This is a genomic window from Nitratireductor mangrovi (assembly GCF_007922615.2).
GTDB lineage: Bacteria > Pseudomonadota > Alphaproteobacteria > Rhizobiales > Rhizobiaceae > Mangrovimarina > Mangrovimarina mangrovi.
The window spans coordinates 2410604-2425250 of the sequence record NZ_CP042301.2 but is presented as its reverse complement, the minus strand read 5'-3'; the positions used below and the strand labels follow the sequence as shown (position 1 = coordinate 2425250).

17 protein-coding genes are annotated in these 14647 nt (G+C 64.6%); 10 read left to right on the top strand and 7 right to left on the bottom strand.

What is annotated here, in order from left to right:
* The first annotated feature begins 15 nt into the window (after window positions 1–15).
* From FQ775_RS11915 to FQ775_RS11905, 3 genes are all read left to right on the top strand, one after another.
* Entirely contained in the window at window positions 16–1863 is a 1848-nt protein-coding gene (locus FQ775_RS11915; RefSeq protein ID WP_146300715.1) for an ABC transporter ATP-binding protein, read from the top strand.
* 72 nt (window positions 1864–1935) lie between these two features.
* Window positions 1936–3831, top strand: a complete 1896-nt coding sequence (locus FQ775_RS11910; RefSeq protein ID WP_246730333.1) for an ABC transporter ATP-binding protein — start codon at window positions 1936–1938, stop codon at window positions 3829–3831.
* A gap of 6 nt (window positions 3832–3837) precedes the next feature.
* Window positions 3838–4149 (top strand): DUF6665 family protein, encoded by a 312-nt coding sequence (locus tag FQ775_RS11905; RefSeq protein ID WP_146300714.1) that lies wholly within the window; start codon window positions 3838–3840, stop codon window positions 4147–4149.
* Window positions 4150–4161: 12 nt separating this feature from the next.
* On the opposite strand, the gene FQ775_RS11900 is transcribed toward FQ775_RS11905, so the two are convergent.
* Window positions 4162–4506 carry a cupin domain-containing protein gene (locus FQ775_RS11900; protein WP_146300713.1) on the bottom strand — a complete coding sequence of 115 codons (345 nt, stop codon included), beginning with the start codon at window positions 4504–4506 and terminating at the stop codon, window positions 4162–4164.
* A 353-nt stretch (window positions 4507–4859) separates the two neighbouring features.
* On the opposite strand from FQ775_RS11900, the gene petA reads away from it, so the two are divergent.
* The 6 genes from petA (at window position 4860) to FQ775_RS11870 (ending at window position 9550) form a co-directional block, all read left to right on the top strand.
* Window positions 4860–5423 carry a ubiquinol-cytochrome c reductase iron-sulfur subunit gene (gene petA, locus FQ775_RS11895; protein ID WP_146300712.1) on the top strand — a complete coding sequence of 188 codons (564 nt, stop codon included), beginning with the start codon at window positions 4860–4862 and terminating at the stop codon, window positions 5421–5423.
* Between the two features lie 19 nt (window positions 5424–5442).
* Window positions 5443–6747, top strand: coding sequence for a cytochrome b (locus FQ775_RS11890; RefSeq protein ID WP_146300711.1), 1305 nt, complete (start codon window positions 5443–5445; stop codon window positions 6745–6747).
* A gap of 34 nt (window positions 6748–6781) precedes the next feature.
* Window positions 6782–7636 (top strand): cytochrome c1, encoded by an 855-nt coding sequence (locus FQ775_RS11885; protein WP_146300710.1) that lies wholly within the window; start codon window positions 6782–6784, stop codon window positions 7634–7636.
* A gap of 99 nt (window positions 7637–7735) precedes the next feature.
* On the top strand, window positions 7736–8281 hold the full coding sequence (locus tag FQ775_RS11880) for an adenine phosphoribosyltransferase (protein ID WP_146300709.1): 546 nt from the start codon (window positions 7736–7738) through the stop codon (window positions 8279–8281).
* Between the two features lie 54 nt (window positions 8282–8335).
* Window positions 8336–8911 (top strand): helix-turn-helix transcriptional regulator, encoded by a 576-nt coding sequence (locus FQ775_RS11875; RefSeq protein WP_146300708.1) that lies wholly within the window; start codon window positions 8336–8338, stop codon window positions 8909–8911.
* Window positions 8912–8959: 48 nt separating this feature from the next.
* Window positions 8960–9550 carry an HD domain-containing protein gene (locus FQ775_RS11870; RefSeq protein ID WP_146300707.1) on the top strand — a complete coding sequence of 197 codons (591 nt, stop codon included), beginning with the start codon at window positions 8960–8962 and terminating at the stop codon, window positions 9548–9550.
* Between the two features lie 21 nt (window positions 9551–9571).
* Here the strand turns inward: FQ775_RS11870 and FQ775_RS11865 are convergent, their stop codons facing one another.
* The 4 genes from FQ775_RS11865 to FQ775_RS11850 all read right to left on the bottom strand — a co-directional run bounded on the left by FQ775_RS11865 (window position 9572) and on the right by FQ775_RS11850 (window position 11840).
* Window positions 9572–10069, bottom strand: a complete 498-nt coding sequence (locus tag FQ775_RS11865; protein WP_167812929.1) for a GNAT family N-acetyltransferase — start codon at window positions 10067–10069, stop codon at window positions 9572–9574.
* 79 nt (window positions 10070–10148) lie between these two features.
* On the bottom strand, window positions 10149–10616 hold the full coding sequence (locus FQ775_RS11860; protein ID WP_146300705.1) for a MaoC family dehydratase: 468 nt from the start codon (window positions 10614–10616) through the stop codon (window positions 10149–10151).
* A complete protein-coding gene (locus tag FQ775_RS11855; protein WP_146300704.1) occupies window positions 10613–11080 on the bottom strand; it encodes a MaoC family dehydratase in 468 nt (155 codons plus the stop codon). The genes FQ775_RS11860 and FQ775_RS11855 overlap by 4 nt, the downstream gene beginning before the upstream one ends.
* A 103-nt stretch (window positions 11081–11183) precedes the next feature.
* Window positions 11184–11840 (bottom strand): hypothetical protein, encoded by a 657-nt coding sequence (locus tag FQ775_RS11850; protein ID WP_146300703.1) that lies wholly within the window; start codon window positions 11838–11840, stop codon window positions 11184–11186.
* A gap of 190 nt (window positions 11841–12030) precedes the next feature.
* Here FQ775_RS11850 and FQ775_RS11845 point away from each other — a divergent pair, with 190 nt between their 5' ends.
* Complete coding sequence (locus tag FQ775_RS11845; protein WP_146300702.1) at window positions 12031–12756, top strand: methyltransferase; 726 nt, start codon at window positions 12031–12033, stop codon at window positions 12754–12756.
* Between the two features lie 60 nt (window positions 12757–12816).
* Here the strand turns inward: FQ775_RS11845 and FQ775_RS11840 are convergent, their stop codons facing one another.
* Window positions 12817–13380 (bottom strand): SRPBCC family protein, encoded by a 564-nt coding sequence (locus tag FQ775_RS11840; RefSeq protein ID WP_146300701.1) that lies wholly within the window; start codon window positions 13378–13380, stop codon window positions 12817–12819.
* A gap of 102 nt (window positions 13381–13482) precedes the next feature.
* Window positions 13483–14586, bottom strand: a complete 1104-nt coding sequence (gene ychF, locus FQ775_RS11835) for a redox-regulated ATPase YchF (RefSeq protein WP_146300700.1) — start codon at window positions 14584–14586, stop codon at window positions 13483–13485.
* Window positions 14587–14647 lie beyond the last annotated feature (61 nt).

The following is a 14647-nucleotide window of genomic DNA, read 5'->3' as shown; positions in this document are numbered from 1 at the left end:
TTTCGAGGCCAAGACATGTTTCGCTGGTTTGAAAAGAGACTGGATCCGTTTCCGCCCGAAGAGCCGGAGGAACCGCCGCGCACGCTGCTGGCGTTCTGCCTGCACTATACGCGCGGCGCCTGGCCCTATCTGGTGCCGGCGGCCATCCTGATGGCATTGATCGCGATCACCGAAGTGTGGATGTTCGCCTTCCTCGGCAACATCGTCGACTGGCTGACCGAGAAGGATCGCGCAACCTTCCTCGACGAGGAGGGCTGGAAGCTTGCCGGCATGGCGCTGGTGGTGCTCGTGGCGCTGCCGGTGATGGTCTGGCTGCACTCGCTGGTGAGCCAGCAGACGCTGATGGGCAACTATCCGATGCGGATACGCTGGCAGGTGCACCGCTACCTGCTCAAGCAGTCGATGACCTTCTACCAGGACGAGTTCGCCGGCCGCATCGCCACCAAGCTGATGCAGACGGCGCTCGCGGTGCGCGAATGCGTCATCAAGCTGTTCGATGTGCTGAATTACGTCACCGTCTACTTTGCCGGCATGCTGTTCATCGTGGCCGCAGCCGACTGGCGGCTGGCGGCGCCGCTGGCGGTGTGGCTCGTCGCCTATGTGTTCCTGATGCGGTACTTCGTGCCGCGCCTCGGCAAGGTTGCGGAAGAGCAGGCCGATGCGCGCTCGCTGATGACCGGCCGCGTTGTCGACAGCTACACCAACATCCAGACGGTGAAGCTGTTCTCGCATGCGCGCCGCGAGGCCTCCTACGCCCGCGACGGCATGGGCCGTTTCCTCGGAACGGTCTACCGTCAGATGCGGCTGGTGACCTGGCTCTACGGCATCCTCTACGCGCTCAATTCGCTCTGCCTTTTCGCAGTCGCCGCTCTCGGCATCTGGCTGTGGTTTGTCGAGGCGGTCACGGTGGGGGCGATCGCGGTCGCGGTCGGCCTGGTCTTGAGGCTCTGGGGCATGTCGCAATGGATCATGTGGGAACTGTCGGCGCTGTTCGAGAACATCGGCACGGTGCAGGACGGCATCAGCTCGATTTCACTGCCGCGGCTGGTCGACGACCGGCCGGGCGCGAAAGACCTTGTGGTCGAGGACGGCGGCATCTCCTTCGACAAGGTACGCTTCCACTACGGCAAGGAGAAAGGCGTTATCGAGGAACTGTCGCTCGATATCGCCCCGGGCGAGAAGGTCGGCATCGTCGGCCGTTCCGGCGCCGGCAAGTCGACGCTGGTCAACCTCCTACTGCGTTTCTACGACATCGAGCGCGGCCGCATCCTGATCGACGGCCAGGACATCGCCGCGGTCACGCAGGACTCGCTGCGCGCCAATATCGGCATGGTCACGCAGGACACCTCGCTGCTGCACCGCTCGGTGCGCGACAACATCCTCTACGGTCGGCCGGACGCCAGCGAGAAGATGGTGCTGGAGGCGGCGCGGCGGGCCGAGGCGCTGGAATTCATCGGCACATTGTCCGACCCCAAGGGCCGCAAGGGGCTCGACGCCCATGTCGGCGAACGCGGGGTGAAGCTTTCCGGCGGCCAGCGCCAGCGAATCGCGATCGCCCGCGTGATGCTCAAGGACGCGCCCGTCCTGATCCTCGACGAGGCGACCTCGGCGCTCGATTCAGAGGTCGAGGCGGCGATCCAGGAAAACCTCTATCGGCTGATGGAGGGCAAGACGGTGATCGCGATCGCGCACCGGCTTTCCACCATCGCCGCGATGGACAGGCTGGTGGTGATGGACAAGGGCCGCATCATCGAGGAGGGCACGCACGAACAGCTTCTTGCCGGAAACGGGCTTTACGCCCAGCTCTGGGAGCGGCAGTCGGGCGGCTTCCTCGACCTGCAGCCTGCCGAGGCCGCCGAATAGTGGGACGAAAAGGCCGGCCGCCATGCTTATGGGCAGGCGACCGGCCAAGGCTCAATCGGCTAAGTTGACAGCATGCGCGACGGTACCGACATCGACCACATGACCGAAAGCGGGATATCAGAGCGGATTTGGCGGCGCGTGGAAGGCGTCATCAATCCGTTTCAGGACACCGAGGAAGAGGTGCTGCCGCGCGATGCGTGGCGGTTCATCCTCTATTTCGCGCGCCAGGCGAAGGGGCCTTTCATCCTGCTCCTGATCACCGGTGGGCTTGTCGGAGCCGTCGACGCCGGGCTCTACTGGTCGATCGGCTGGCTGGTCGACCTGCTCGACAGCGCCGAACCAGCGACGCTTTTTGCGGAACACTGGCCGGAACTGGTCGGGCTCTTGCTGCTGGTTTTCGTGATCCGCGCCGCGGTGATGGTCGGGGCGGCGATCGTCGAGCAGCAGATCATCGTGCCCGGTTTCTTCGCCATGGTGCGCTGGCAGGCGTTCCGGCGTGTTATCGAGCAGCCCTACGAATTCTACCAGAACGATTTCGCCGGCCGCATCGCGACCAAGATCATGCAGGGCGGCGAGGCGGTTGGCGACTTCATCGTCTCTGTGCTGCAGTCAATCTGGTCGTTCCTGACCTTCGTCATCCTGGCAACCACGCTGCTTGTCGCGCTCGACCCGCTGATGGGGCTGGTGGTGGCGCTGTGGTTCGGCGGCTACCTCATGATCATCCGCTTCCTGCTGCCCCGCCTGAGGCGCGCCGGACGCGCGACCGCCGACCAGCGCTCGATCTTCAACGGGCGGCTGGTCGACGCCTTCACCAATATCATGGCGGTGAAGCTGTTCGATTCGGGTCGGCGCGAACACGCCTTCGTGCGCGACGGACTGGAAGGCTTTTTCCAGGCGGTGAAAAGGTTGACGCGGGCGATCACCACGGTGCGCGCGGCGGTCAACTTCCTCAACGGCGCGATGATGGCGGCGGTCGGTACGATCGCGGTCTGGAACTGGTCGCAAGGCACGATCTCGACCGGCGCCATCGCGGCGGCGCTCGGCCTGGTCTTCCGGCTCAACAACATGTCGGGCTGGATGATGTTCAACATCAACGGGCTGATCCGCTCCTACGCCACCATCCAGGACGCGACCGGCACGATCTCGGTCGAGCCGGCGATCCGCGATGCCGAAAACGCGGTCGAGGCGCAGCGTGCCGACGGCGACATCCGCTTCGAAAACGTCTCCTTCCATTACGGCAAGGGCGGTGGCGTGGTCGACGGGTTCAACCTGCACATCCGTCCCGGCGAGCGCGTGGCGCTGGTCGGGCCTTCGGGCGCCGGCAAGACCACGATCGTCAACCTGCTGCTCAGGCTGTTCGACGTCGAAGGCGGACGCATCCTGCTTGACGGGCAGGACATCCGGCAACTGACGCAAGGGTCGCTGAGGGCGCAGTTCGGCGTCGTCAGCCAGGAGCCGATGCTGATGCACCGCTCGATCCGCGACAACATCGCCTATGGCCGGCCCGGCGCCAGCGACGAGGAGATCGTGCTTGCGGCGAAGCGGGCCGAGGCGCACGACTTCATCATGGGGGTTTCCGACCCCAAGGGTCGCACGGGCTATCAGGCGCATGTCGGCGAGCGCGGCGTGAAGCTTTCCGGCGGCCAGCGCCAGCGCATCGCGATCGCCCGCATGATGCTGAAGAACGCGCCGGTGCTCATTCTCGACGAGGCGACCTCGGCGCTTGATTCGGAGGTCGAGGCGGCGATCCAGGACAATCTGCAGCGCATGATGGAAGGCAAGACCGTGATCGCGGTGGCGCACCGGCTTTCGACCATCGCAGCGCTCGACCGGCTGGTGGTGCTCGACGAGGGCCGTATCGTGGAGGACGGCAGCCATGACGAGCTGGTTGCGCGCGGCGGGCTCTACGCGCAGTTGTGGAAGCGCCAGTCGGGCGGTTTCCTGCCCGGTCGGGTGGCGGCGGAGTAGCGGACGATGGCCGTGCGTGTGCCGCAGGCGCTGGCGCCGAAATCGGATGCGGACAGTCCGCTCGCCATCGACGTCGACATTCTGGCCGAGAAGGCGACCGCGCTCGGTCGCGCCGGCGAGAAGGTCGAGAAACGGCTTGCCCTGCTGAGCGAGGGCGCCGATGACGGCCCGGAGCGCGAGCGGCTGTTGAAGGCGGCGGCCGAGGCCGTGCACGCCTATTTCATCCAGCGCGAACTCTGCGGCATGCGCCGCCACGAGGCGGTCATCCGCGAATATGCCATTCCGCGCGCGGTGCTGGTGAGGCTCGGCGCGCGATAGGGCAGGTGACGGCTATTCCAGCCATTCGGTCTCGAAGCTTCCTGCCTCGTGGATGTCGATCGTCTCCAGCGGGCCGGGGCCGAGATTCTCGAATTTGTGCGGAACGCCTGCCGGCACCACCAGGATGTGGCCGGCGGCCGCCTCTATCTCTTCCCCACCGACCGTGAAGAGAGCCCGGCCGCTTCTGATGACGAAGGTCTCGGCATAAGGATGGCGGTGCAGGCGCGGTCCGCCGCCCGGCCGCTCGATCCTGTTGGCGATCACGCAGATGCCGGCGCCATGGACACCGCCCTGCCATTCGCCTTCGAAACGGCCCGTATCGGGAAGCCAGTCTTCGGGTGGGATGATGCTGGTCATGGCACAGATTCGTTCCGGTGGTGCGACAGCCTATTCCGGGATCGGGGCGCGGCGCTACTGACAGCGGGCGTCATGCTGACGGGCGAGGCGGGAATCGCTGGCGGCACGCCATCCATAAGCGTGGACGGCCCCGTCGCGGACGCGGCCAGGCGTGATTTTCGGGCGCCAGGAAAACCCCGCGACAAACTGCCCACCCGCCGGGCAATCGTATGGACAAGCGCCGGCATCACGCCTAGAAACCATCGCCAATTGCCGGGATTCCAGCCGGCCTGCGCGCTGCCGCGTGCGGGCGCCCCGATCCAGCGGAGCGGAGCGCGGGGCAAAGGCTCACATTCGCGAAGAGGACATGACCCGTGAGCGTCGACGAAACCCATGAACCCAACCGCCGGGACTTTCTCTACGTAGCGACCGGAACCGCGGCCGCGGTCGGCGTCGGCGGCGCCGTGTGGCCGTTCATCGACCAGATGCGTCCCGACGCCTCGACGCTGGCGCTGGCGACGATCGAGGTCGATGTTTCGGCCATCGAGCCCGGCATGTCGGTTACGGCCAAGTGGCGCGGCAAGCCGGTCTTCATCCGCAACCGTACGCCGGAGGAGATCGAGGCTGCCAAGGCCGTCCCGCTCGCGGACCTGAAGGATCCGGTAGCGCGCAACGCCAACCTTTCGTCCGACGCGCCGGCCACCGACGTCGACCGCTCGGCCGGCGAGGGCAAGGAAAACTGGATCGTGATGATCGGCTCGTGCACGCATCTGGGCTGCGTGCCGCTTGGCCAAGCCGGCGATTTCGGCGGCTGGTTCTGCCCCTGCCACGGCTCGCACTACGACACGGCTGGCCGCATCCGCAAAGGCCCGGCGCCGGAAAACCTGGCCGTGCCGACTTTCGAATTCATCTCCGACACCACCATTCGGATCGGTTGAGGGACTGGGGAACAGCATCATGGCCGGTGGACATTCGACCTACAAACCCTCGACGGGCTTCGAGCGCTGGATCGACAAGCGGCTGCCGCTGCCGCGCCTCATGTACGATTCCTTTGTCGCCTACCCGGTACCGCGCAACCTGAACTACGCCTATACCTTCGGCGGCATCCTCTCGATCATGCTGGTGGCGCAGATCCTGACCGGCATCGTGCTGGCCATGCACTACACGTCAGACACCGGCATCGCCTTCCAGTCAGTCGAAAAGATCATGCGCGACGTGAATTCGGGCTGGCTGTTGCGCTACCTGCACGCCAACGGCGCGTCGATGTTCTTCATTGCCGTCTACGTCCACATCTTCCGCGGGCTCTACTACGGCTCCTACAAGGCGCCGCGCGAGCTTCTGTGGATCCTCGGCTGCATCATCTACCTGTTGATGATGGCGACGGCCTTCATGGGCTACGTGCTGCCCTGGGGCCAGATGAGCTTCTGGGGCGCGACCGTCATCACCGGCTTCTTCACGGCAATCCCGCTGGTCGGCGAGTGGATCCAGCAGCTGCTTCTGGGCGGCTTCGCGGTCGACAACCCGACGCTCAACCGCTTCTTCTCGCTGCACTACCTGCTGCCGTTCATGATCGCCGGCGTGGTCGTCCTGCATGTGTGGGCGCTGCACGTGACCGGCCAGACCAATCCGACCGGCATCGAGGTGAAGTCCAAGACCGACACGGTCGCCTTTACGCCCTACGCGACACTGAAAGATGCGTTCGCGATGGTCGTCTTCTTCATCGTGTTCGCCTATTTCGTCTTCTACATCCCGAATTTCCTCGGCCATCCGGACAACTATATCCAGGCCGATCCGTTGAAGACGCCCGCCCACATCGTGCCGGAATGGTACTTCCTGCCCTTCTACGCCATCCTGAGGGCGATCACCTTCAACGTCGGACCGATCGATTCCAAGCTTGGCGGCGTGCTGGCCATGTTCGGGGCTATCGCGGTGCTGTTCATCGTGCCGTGGCTTGATACGTCGAAGGTCCGTTCGGCCTCCTACCGGCCGTGGTACCGGCTTTTCTTCTGGCTGTTCGTGGTCGATTCGATCTTCCTGGGATGGCTCGGCTCGCGCCCGGCGGAAGGCACCTACGTGATCATGGCTCAGGGCGCGACGCTCTACTACTTCGCCTTCTTTATCGTCATCATGCCGGTGCTGGGCCTCCTAGAGACGCCACGACGGCAGCCAGGCTCGATTACCGAGGCGGTGCTGGCGCGCCATGGCGGAGGAGCCGCCGCGCTGCCCGACAGCGCGAATGCAGCGCCCGAGAAGACCGTCTGAGCGCGCGACCGTGAAGCTTGAAAGGAATTTCCGCATGAAGACGATCCTGAGCGGTTTCGCGGCGCTCGCAATCGTGGTCGCCGGCCTCGCGGGCCCGGCGGTTGCCGCCGAGGGCGAGGCGGAGCCGACACACTTCCCGATCAAGAAGCCGGCGGAGCTCAACTGGTCGTTCGAAGGGCCGTTCGGAACCTACGACAAGGCTCAGCTGCAGCGCGGACTCAAGGTCTACAAGGAGGTCTGCGCGGCCTGCCATTCGATGAGGCTGGTCGCGTTCCGCACGCTGGCGGACCTCGGCTATTCGGAAGCGCAGGTAAAGGCGTTCGCGGCCGAATACACGGTCCAGGCCGGCCCGGACAATGATGGCGAGATGTTCGAGCGCCCTGCCATTCCGTCCGACTACTTCCCGGCGCCGTTCCCGAACGACGCTGCTGCAGCTGCGGCCAATGGCGGTGCCGCGCCGCCTGACTTCTCGCTGATCGCCAAGGCGCGGGCGGTGGAGCGCGGCTTCCCGACCTTCGTCTTCGACATCTTCACGCAATATGCCGAGGGCGGCCCGGACTATATCCACGCGCTCCTGACCGGCTACGATGAAACGCCGCCGGAAGGCATGGAGATCGCCGAAGGCACCTACTACAACCCGTATTTCGTCGCCGGAAAGTCGCTGGCCATGGCGCCGCCGTTGTTCGAAGACATGGTGACTTATGACGACGGGACGCCGCAGACGGTCGACCAGTATGCAAGGGACGTGTCGGCGTTCCTGATGTGGGCCGCCGAGCCGCACATGGAAGAGCGCAAGAAGACCGGCTTCCGGGTCATCGTGTTCCTGCTGCTGTTTGCCAGCCTGGTCTACCTGACCAAGCGCAAGGTGTGGTCGAACATCGCGCATTGAGCGCGGCCACAAGGGCGAATCGGGAAAGGGCGCTGCGAGCGCCCTTTTCTTTTGGCCCGCATGAGGCCAAAACTATCGCGCAACGGGGCTCCTTCTTTCATGCGACAGACACTCGAAGACACGCTGCTGGCAGCGATCCGCACCATTCCGGACTATCCCAAGCAGGGCATCCTGTTTCGCGACATCACCACGCTGCTCGGCAATGCGCGCGCTTTCCGCCGCGCCGTCGACGAACTGGTGCATCCCTATGCCGGGACCAAGATCGACAAGATTGCCGGCATCGAGGCGCGCGGCTTCATCCTCGGCGGGGCGATCGCGCATCAGCTTTCGGCCGGCTTCATCCCGATCCGCAAGAAGGGCAAGCTGCCGCACGACACGGTGCGCGTGGCCTACAGCCTCGAATACGGCATCGACGAGATGGAAATGCACAAGGATGCGGTTGCGCCGGGCGAGAAGGTGATCCTGGTCGACGATCTGATCGCCACCGGCGGTACCGCCGAGGGCGCGGTGAAGCTGTTGCGGCAGATGGGTGCGGAGATCGTTTCCGCCTGCTTCGTCATCGACCTGCCGGATCTCGGCGGCCGCGCCAAGCTCGAGGCGCTCGGCGTCGATGTCAGGACGCTGATTTCCTATGAGGGTCATTGAGGCTGGCGGCCGGCGGACTTTCGTCGCCGTCATCGTTGGTCCTATGCTGCCTTGATGCTCACTGCCTTGCCGCCGAAACGCGACTGTCTTGGGCCGACGCTGCGCCGCTGGCGTGTGATCAACCGCGTCAAGCAGGCGGCACTCGCCGAGGAACTCGGCGTCTCGCAGGCGACGGTGTCACGCTGGGAATCGGGCGCGCTCGCGCCGGACCGGCATGAAAGCCGCCGGCTGACCCGGCTCCTGACGGCACGGCCGTCATCGTCCGCCGACAGGGCGTTGCTCGACCTCGTGCGCCTGTCGAGCGAACCTGTGCATCTGATCTGCGACCTGACGCACCGGCTGCTGGCGGCCTCGCCGTCGCGCTGCCGGACATGGCGGGTGGCTTGCGAAGATCTTCAGGGCACCTCGCTGTGGCGCTTCGCTTCCGAAGGCATCGATGACGGCGAGGCGTCGCTGGGTGACCGTGGCTGGTACGATGAACTGGCGCCGGAACTCGCGATCTGCACCGAGCGGGCCGAGTTCGCAGAACTGACCATCCGCGCCGGCACGATCCGCTATGCGCGCCTGGCACTTTCCGACGGCCGCTTCGCGCGCCTCGTGCGCGACGGACGGCGTTCGGGGCCTGCATAAGATATTCCGCCGGTCGCATTGGCGATCGCTGCGGACTAGCCTGTCGGCATGGAATCAGTACGGCCAGCAGACACGCAACGCCTTGCCGCCATCCTCAGTTTCGTCCAGGCGGCGGAACGGCTGAAGGATACGCTGAGGAGCGGGATCACAGCGCAGGGTCGCGCCGAGAGCACGGCCGAGCATTGCTGGAGGCTCTGCCTGCTCGTGATGCTGTTCGAGCGCGAACTGGCGGGCTACGACCATCTCAAGCTCCTGAAGCTTTGCATCGTCCACGATCTCGGCGAGGCAATCTCCGGTGATGTGCCGGCGATCCACCAGGATGGCGATCCGGGACGTGCGGCGCGCGAACGGGCCGACCTCGTGACGCTGTGCGCGCCGCTGCCTGATGATTTGCGTGACGAGATTGTCGGGCTATGGGACGAATACAACCAGGCGGCGTCGCCCGAGGCGATGCTGGTCAAGGGTTTCGACAAGCTGGAAACCATGCTGCAGCACGTGATCGGCAAGAACGCGCCCGACTTCGACTATGTCTTCAACCTGTCCTACGGGGTCGCGCAGACGGAAAGACATCCGCTGCTGCGGGCGCTGAGGGAACTGGTCGACAAGGAGACGACGAGGCGGGCCGAAGGGGCGGAATGAGTGCGCCCGGGAGCGAGTGTCTCAGCCGGCCGTGGGCACTTTCTTCAGAGTCAATTCGACCACGTCGGGGGTGACGGCCACTTCGGCGAAGCCGAGCTTGCGAAGGATGTGGCGCGAGGCCGCGTTGTCGGGATGCACGGTCGCCCGCAGCGATGAAAGGCCAAGGTCTTTGAACGCGAAGCGGACGAGACCGGCCGCGATCTCCGAGCCGTAACCCTTGCTCCATACCGGCCGCTCGAAGCCGTAGATCATTTCTTCGGGTGCACCTTCAGGCCTTGCGAAACCGGCCCAGCCGATGAGGCGGCCGGTGGCAAGCTCGATCACGGCGCCGGTTCCGTAGCCGTGGCGGGCGACGTTTTCGCGTGACCGCTCGATCCACAAACGGGTCGTGGCCCAAGCAAGCGGGGTTCCGTCGTCGGTGTAACGGACAACCTCCGGGTCGGCGACGATACGAAAAAGCGGCTCCAGGTCGCCGGCGGCGAAGGGCCGGAACAATAGCCGCTCGGTGCGAAGGAACATTGCCGGTATCGGATGCGGCATCGGTCGCTGCTTTGGCTTCAACATCTCTCGCACTTGGCGACCGGAACCGACCTGGCCGTTACTCCGCCTTCATCAGCACCATGGTGGTGAAGGTCATGACCGTTTCGCCGTTCTGGTTGATTGCCGCATTGTCGGTGGTCAACATGCGCCAACCGGGCCGCGTGGCCAGAGCGCGGTGGGCGCGGGGGGTACGGGTGAAGGTGATGGTGTCGCCGACATAGACCGGCTTCAGCCATTTGAGGTCGCGCAGGCCGGCCGCCGGACCGAATTCGATCGGCGTTCCCCATTGCCTGGAACGCTCGACGGTTGCCGGGAAGGAGGCAGCGTTGTGCTTCATCCACATCGATATGGTGTGCCATCCCGAAGCACAAAGCCGGCCGAAGACGCTTCTGGCGGCCGCTTCCTCGTCGATGTGAAATCGCTGCGGGTCGTATTTGGAGGCGAACTCCTTGATCTCCCCGGCCTGAAAGGTGTGGCTCCCGAGATCGACCGTCTCGCCGATACCAAGCTTTGCGTCGAGGCTCATGCCGCCGTCTCCGGGTTGCGCAGCAGGAACATGCCGGTATTGGCCATTTCGCAGATCACCTCGCCGCGCTGGTTGCGCAACTCGTGCCGTACCGAGACGAAGCCCAGCCCGGGACGCGATTTCGAGATCCGCTTTTCGAGGATGACGGAGCGCCCGGTAAGGGTGTCGCCGGCCAGCAGAGGCTTGCGGAAATTGACGTAGTCGACGCCCGGCGCGCCCTGCGAGGTCGAATCGAGGATATAGGCGTCGCACATCATGCGCATGAACAGGGACGCAGTGAACAGGCCGGCGGCGGAAAGCCCGCCAAGCATGCTGGCCTTGCCCGCCGCCTCATCAAGATGCATCGGCTGCGGATCGTAGCGGCTGGCGAAATCGATCATCTCCTCGGCCGTGACCAGCCGCGGGCCGAACTCGATCGCGCCGCCGACCTCGAAGTCCTCGAAGGCCCATTTTTTGTCCGTCATGCGCTCACCTGTTCAATTGCGAACAGTCTTTGGCGGGTTTGCGCGGGCGGCGCAAGCGCCTCGCGCGGCAATCGATGGGCCAGTCATGAGCGTGCCGCAGACATCATCCGTGGTGCGTAACGAAGAAGAAGGCCGGCACGGCAACGTAGAGGGCGAGCGCGACGAGCAGCGCGATACGTACCCACAGGGCCCGATAGCGCCGGAACAGGATCACCACCAGCAGGATGCCGATCGCGGCCTCGAAAAGCCCGAACCAGTTGCCGTAGTGGTTGGCGTCCCAGTAGGAGACCGGCGAACGGAACCGCCAGTCGCTGAGTGGCCAGAAATGCATGTGGGCATCGTCGCGATGGAACAGGAAATCGATTGCCGAATGAAGCAGCGCCGAGGCCGAAAAGGCGAAGACGAGAGCGGCTGCACCCTCGCGAGATGTCTTTGCCGTAAGCGGACGGGCGCCGGGCTCGGCTGCGGCCGCGGGCCAGGCGCGGCGGGTCCTGCCGGAAAGCGCCAACCCGGAAGCCAGCGCCAAGCCGCTCCAGAGCAGGAAATTATGGCCGACCGCGTTGGCGATCTGCCACCAGTCCTGCCAGTAGATGCGGCGGAAGATCTCGGAAAGGGGGAAGCCGGCAATCCTCAGTGTCCCGACGGTGACATACATCGGCAGATCGGGCACGAGGCTGCCGGCGGCCGCCGCCCAGGCCAGGCGCGGCATCGGCTTGCCGAACAGGGCGGCACCCATCAGCACGTGGGTCTGCGAGTTCATGGATGCAAAGTGGCCGAGCCACGAGCGGGGGTAAAGCACCTCGGCGCATAAAAACAAGCGCACCGAACCGGCTGAGCGGCGGCGTAGGAAATGTCACGTTACCGTGGCCGCCTTGCGACAGCGCTAGTTAAACCTTTCCTCACATAGACTTGATAGCATCATGGGAAATCGTTGACAGGAGCAGGTGCCGATGGGCGTCTACGAGGCAAGCAAGCGCGGGATCATGGCGCTCTGGTACTGGTATGTCAGGAGGCTCAACAGCGTCTGGCCCACCACAACAATCGAAGGCAGACAGTTCGCGGTGTTCCCCGGCGTCTACAGGCCACTGGAAAACGAGCATGCCTGCGCCGCCTACTGCCGCGAAGGAGACCGGGTGCTCGATCTCGGCTGCGGTATAGGGGTCGGCGCCATCTTCTGCGCCGACAAGGCGGGGCATGTTCTGGCCACCGACATCAGCGAGACGGCGCTGCGCAACGCAGAGGAAAACTGCCGGCGGCACGAGGTGCGGAACATCGACTTCCTGCACAGTGACATGTTCGACAAGATCGATGGAGAGTTCGACCTGGTCATTGCGAATCCGCCCTATATCGCGGCCGATTTCGCCGATGCCGAAAACCAGTATGCGACCTCGGTGCGTTACCTGCCGCTGCTCTTCGACGCCATCCACGATCATCTCGCACCTGGCGGACGCCTGCTGGTCCAATACCCGGCATGGTTCCGTGGTAGCCTGCTGAAGCTCGCCGCGTCCCATGGCATGGTCCTCAAGGAGGAGCGGCGCATGCCGAGGAAATCGCTTGGTTTGGCGCTGACCAGCCTGCTTTACCTGCAGGTTGGCTTCCGCTCGACCTTCTTCCTGTTCGAGCCGGCGGCGGGAAAGCCCGCGGCACAAGACGCGCCCAAAGCCCGCGCCGCGTAAGGAACGACGCGCCTGGGGTGACGGAAGCCGATCGGCACGGAATGACCTGTGTGTTCGGGCTCAGGCGACCTTCAGCGCGCCGCCGACCTCGTGGATGCGCTTTTCAGGGCCGTGCTCAGCCAGGTGTGCCTTGATGACCTTGAGCCCGTTGGCCATGTTGCGTTTCCAGTCGAGCGCAACGAACAGCTTGACGACATTGAGCGCCAGCCTGTTGCGGGCATGGAAGGCATAATCCCAGACGATGCGGGCATTGTCGCCTTCCGGCAAAGCCGTCATGCGGCCCTTGGCGTGATCCGAAAACAGCCGGATCGGATTGTCGTAGGCATAGGGCATGTAGAAGTAGGAGTTCGGAAAGTCGGTGCTGAGAATGCGCTCGCGCGCAACGGTCCCGTCCTTGAACTTGATCAGCCGCTCCGACCCCGGCACGCCGTAGGGATCGCCGGGAAGGGGTTCGCACCCGAGAACCGGCGACACGAAGGGTGTGCCGAGCATGAAGTTCTCGATCGGCTCGTCGATATACCAGTCGAAGAAACGCTCGGCCCGGATCGGCAACACGTCAACGACCTGGCAGTGCGCGTAATTCGACTCGTCAGGGTCGAGTGCGGGAACGACGACATCGCTCATCTTGGCGGAACCCCAATTGCGGTTCCGCCAGCATATGCCGCCAAACTCGTTTCGGTATGGTTAACGGGCGTCCTTTTGGCGAGGCTGGAAGATCAAGGAATGTCAGGTGTTGAACTTGAACAGCATCACGTCGCCGTCCTGAACGACATATTCCTTGCCTTCGTCGCGCGCCTTGCCTGCTTCCTTGGCCGCGACCTCGCCACCGAGCGCGACATAGTCCGGGTAGGCAATCGTCTGGGCGCGGATGAAGCCGCGTTCGAAGTCGGTATGGATGACGCCGGCCGCGCGCGGGGCCTTGGCGCCGCGCGCCACGGTCCAGGCGCGCGTCTCCTTTGGTCCGGCGGTGAAGAAGGTGATCAGGTCGAGCAGGGCGTAACCCTCACGGATCAAGCGGTCGAGACCGGCTTCCTCCAGCCCCATCGCTTCCAGATATTCCGCCGCCTCGGCGTCGGGAAGTTGCGCGACCTCGGCCTCGATGGCGGCCGAGATGACGACGGCGCGGGCGCCCTGGGCGGCGGCCATCTTCTCTACCGCAGCACTAACCGCGTTGCCGGCCGCGGCATCGCCTTCGGCGACATTGCAGACGTAAAGCACCGGCTTGGAGGTGAGAAGGTTCAGCCCCTGCAGAAGCCTCAGATCCTCGATGGCGATGCCGGGCAAGAGCAGGCGCACCGGCTTGCCGTCCTGCAGCAGGGCGAGCGCCTTTTCCATCATCGGCAGAACGGTGATGGCTTCCTTGTCCTTTCCGGTGGCGCGCTTGCGGGTCTGTTCGGTGCGCCGCTCCAGGCTTTCGAGGTCGGCCAGCATCAGTTCGGTCTCGACCGTCTCCGCATCGGCGACGGGATCGATGCGGCCTTCGACATGGGTGATGTCGTCATCCTCGAAGCAACGCAGCACATGCACGATGGCGTCGACCTCGCGGATGTTTGCGAGGAACTGGTTGCCGAGACCTTCGCCCTTCGAGGCGCCACGTACGAGGCCGGCGATGTCGACGAAGGAGATGCGGGTCGGGATGATCTCCTTCGACTTGGCGATCCGGGCGATGGCGGCGAGGCGCTTGTCGGGGACGGCCACCTCACCGGTGTTGGGCTCGATGGTACAGAAGGGATAGTTGGCCGCCTGCGCTGCGGCCGTCCTGGTCAGCGCGTTGAAGAGCGTCGACTTGCCGACATTGGGCAGGCCGACGATGCCGCATTTGAAACCCATGGTGATTGGTCCTGTCGGGAAACGTCGTGTGGAGGCCTATGGTCAATGAGGCCGGGAAGGT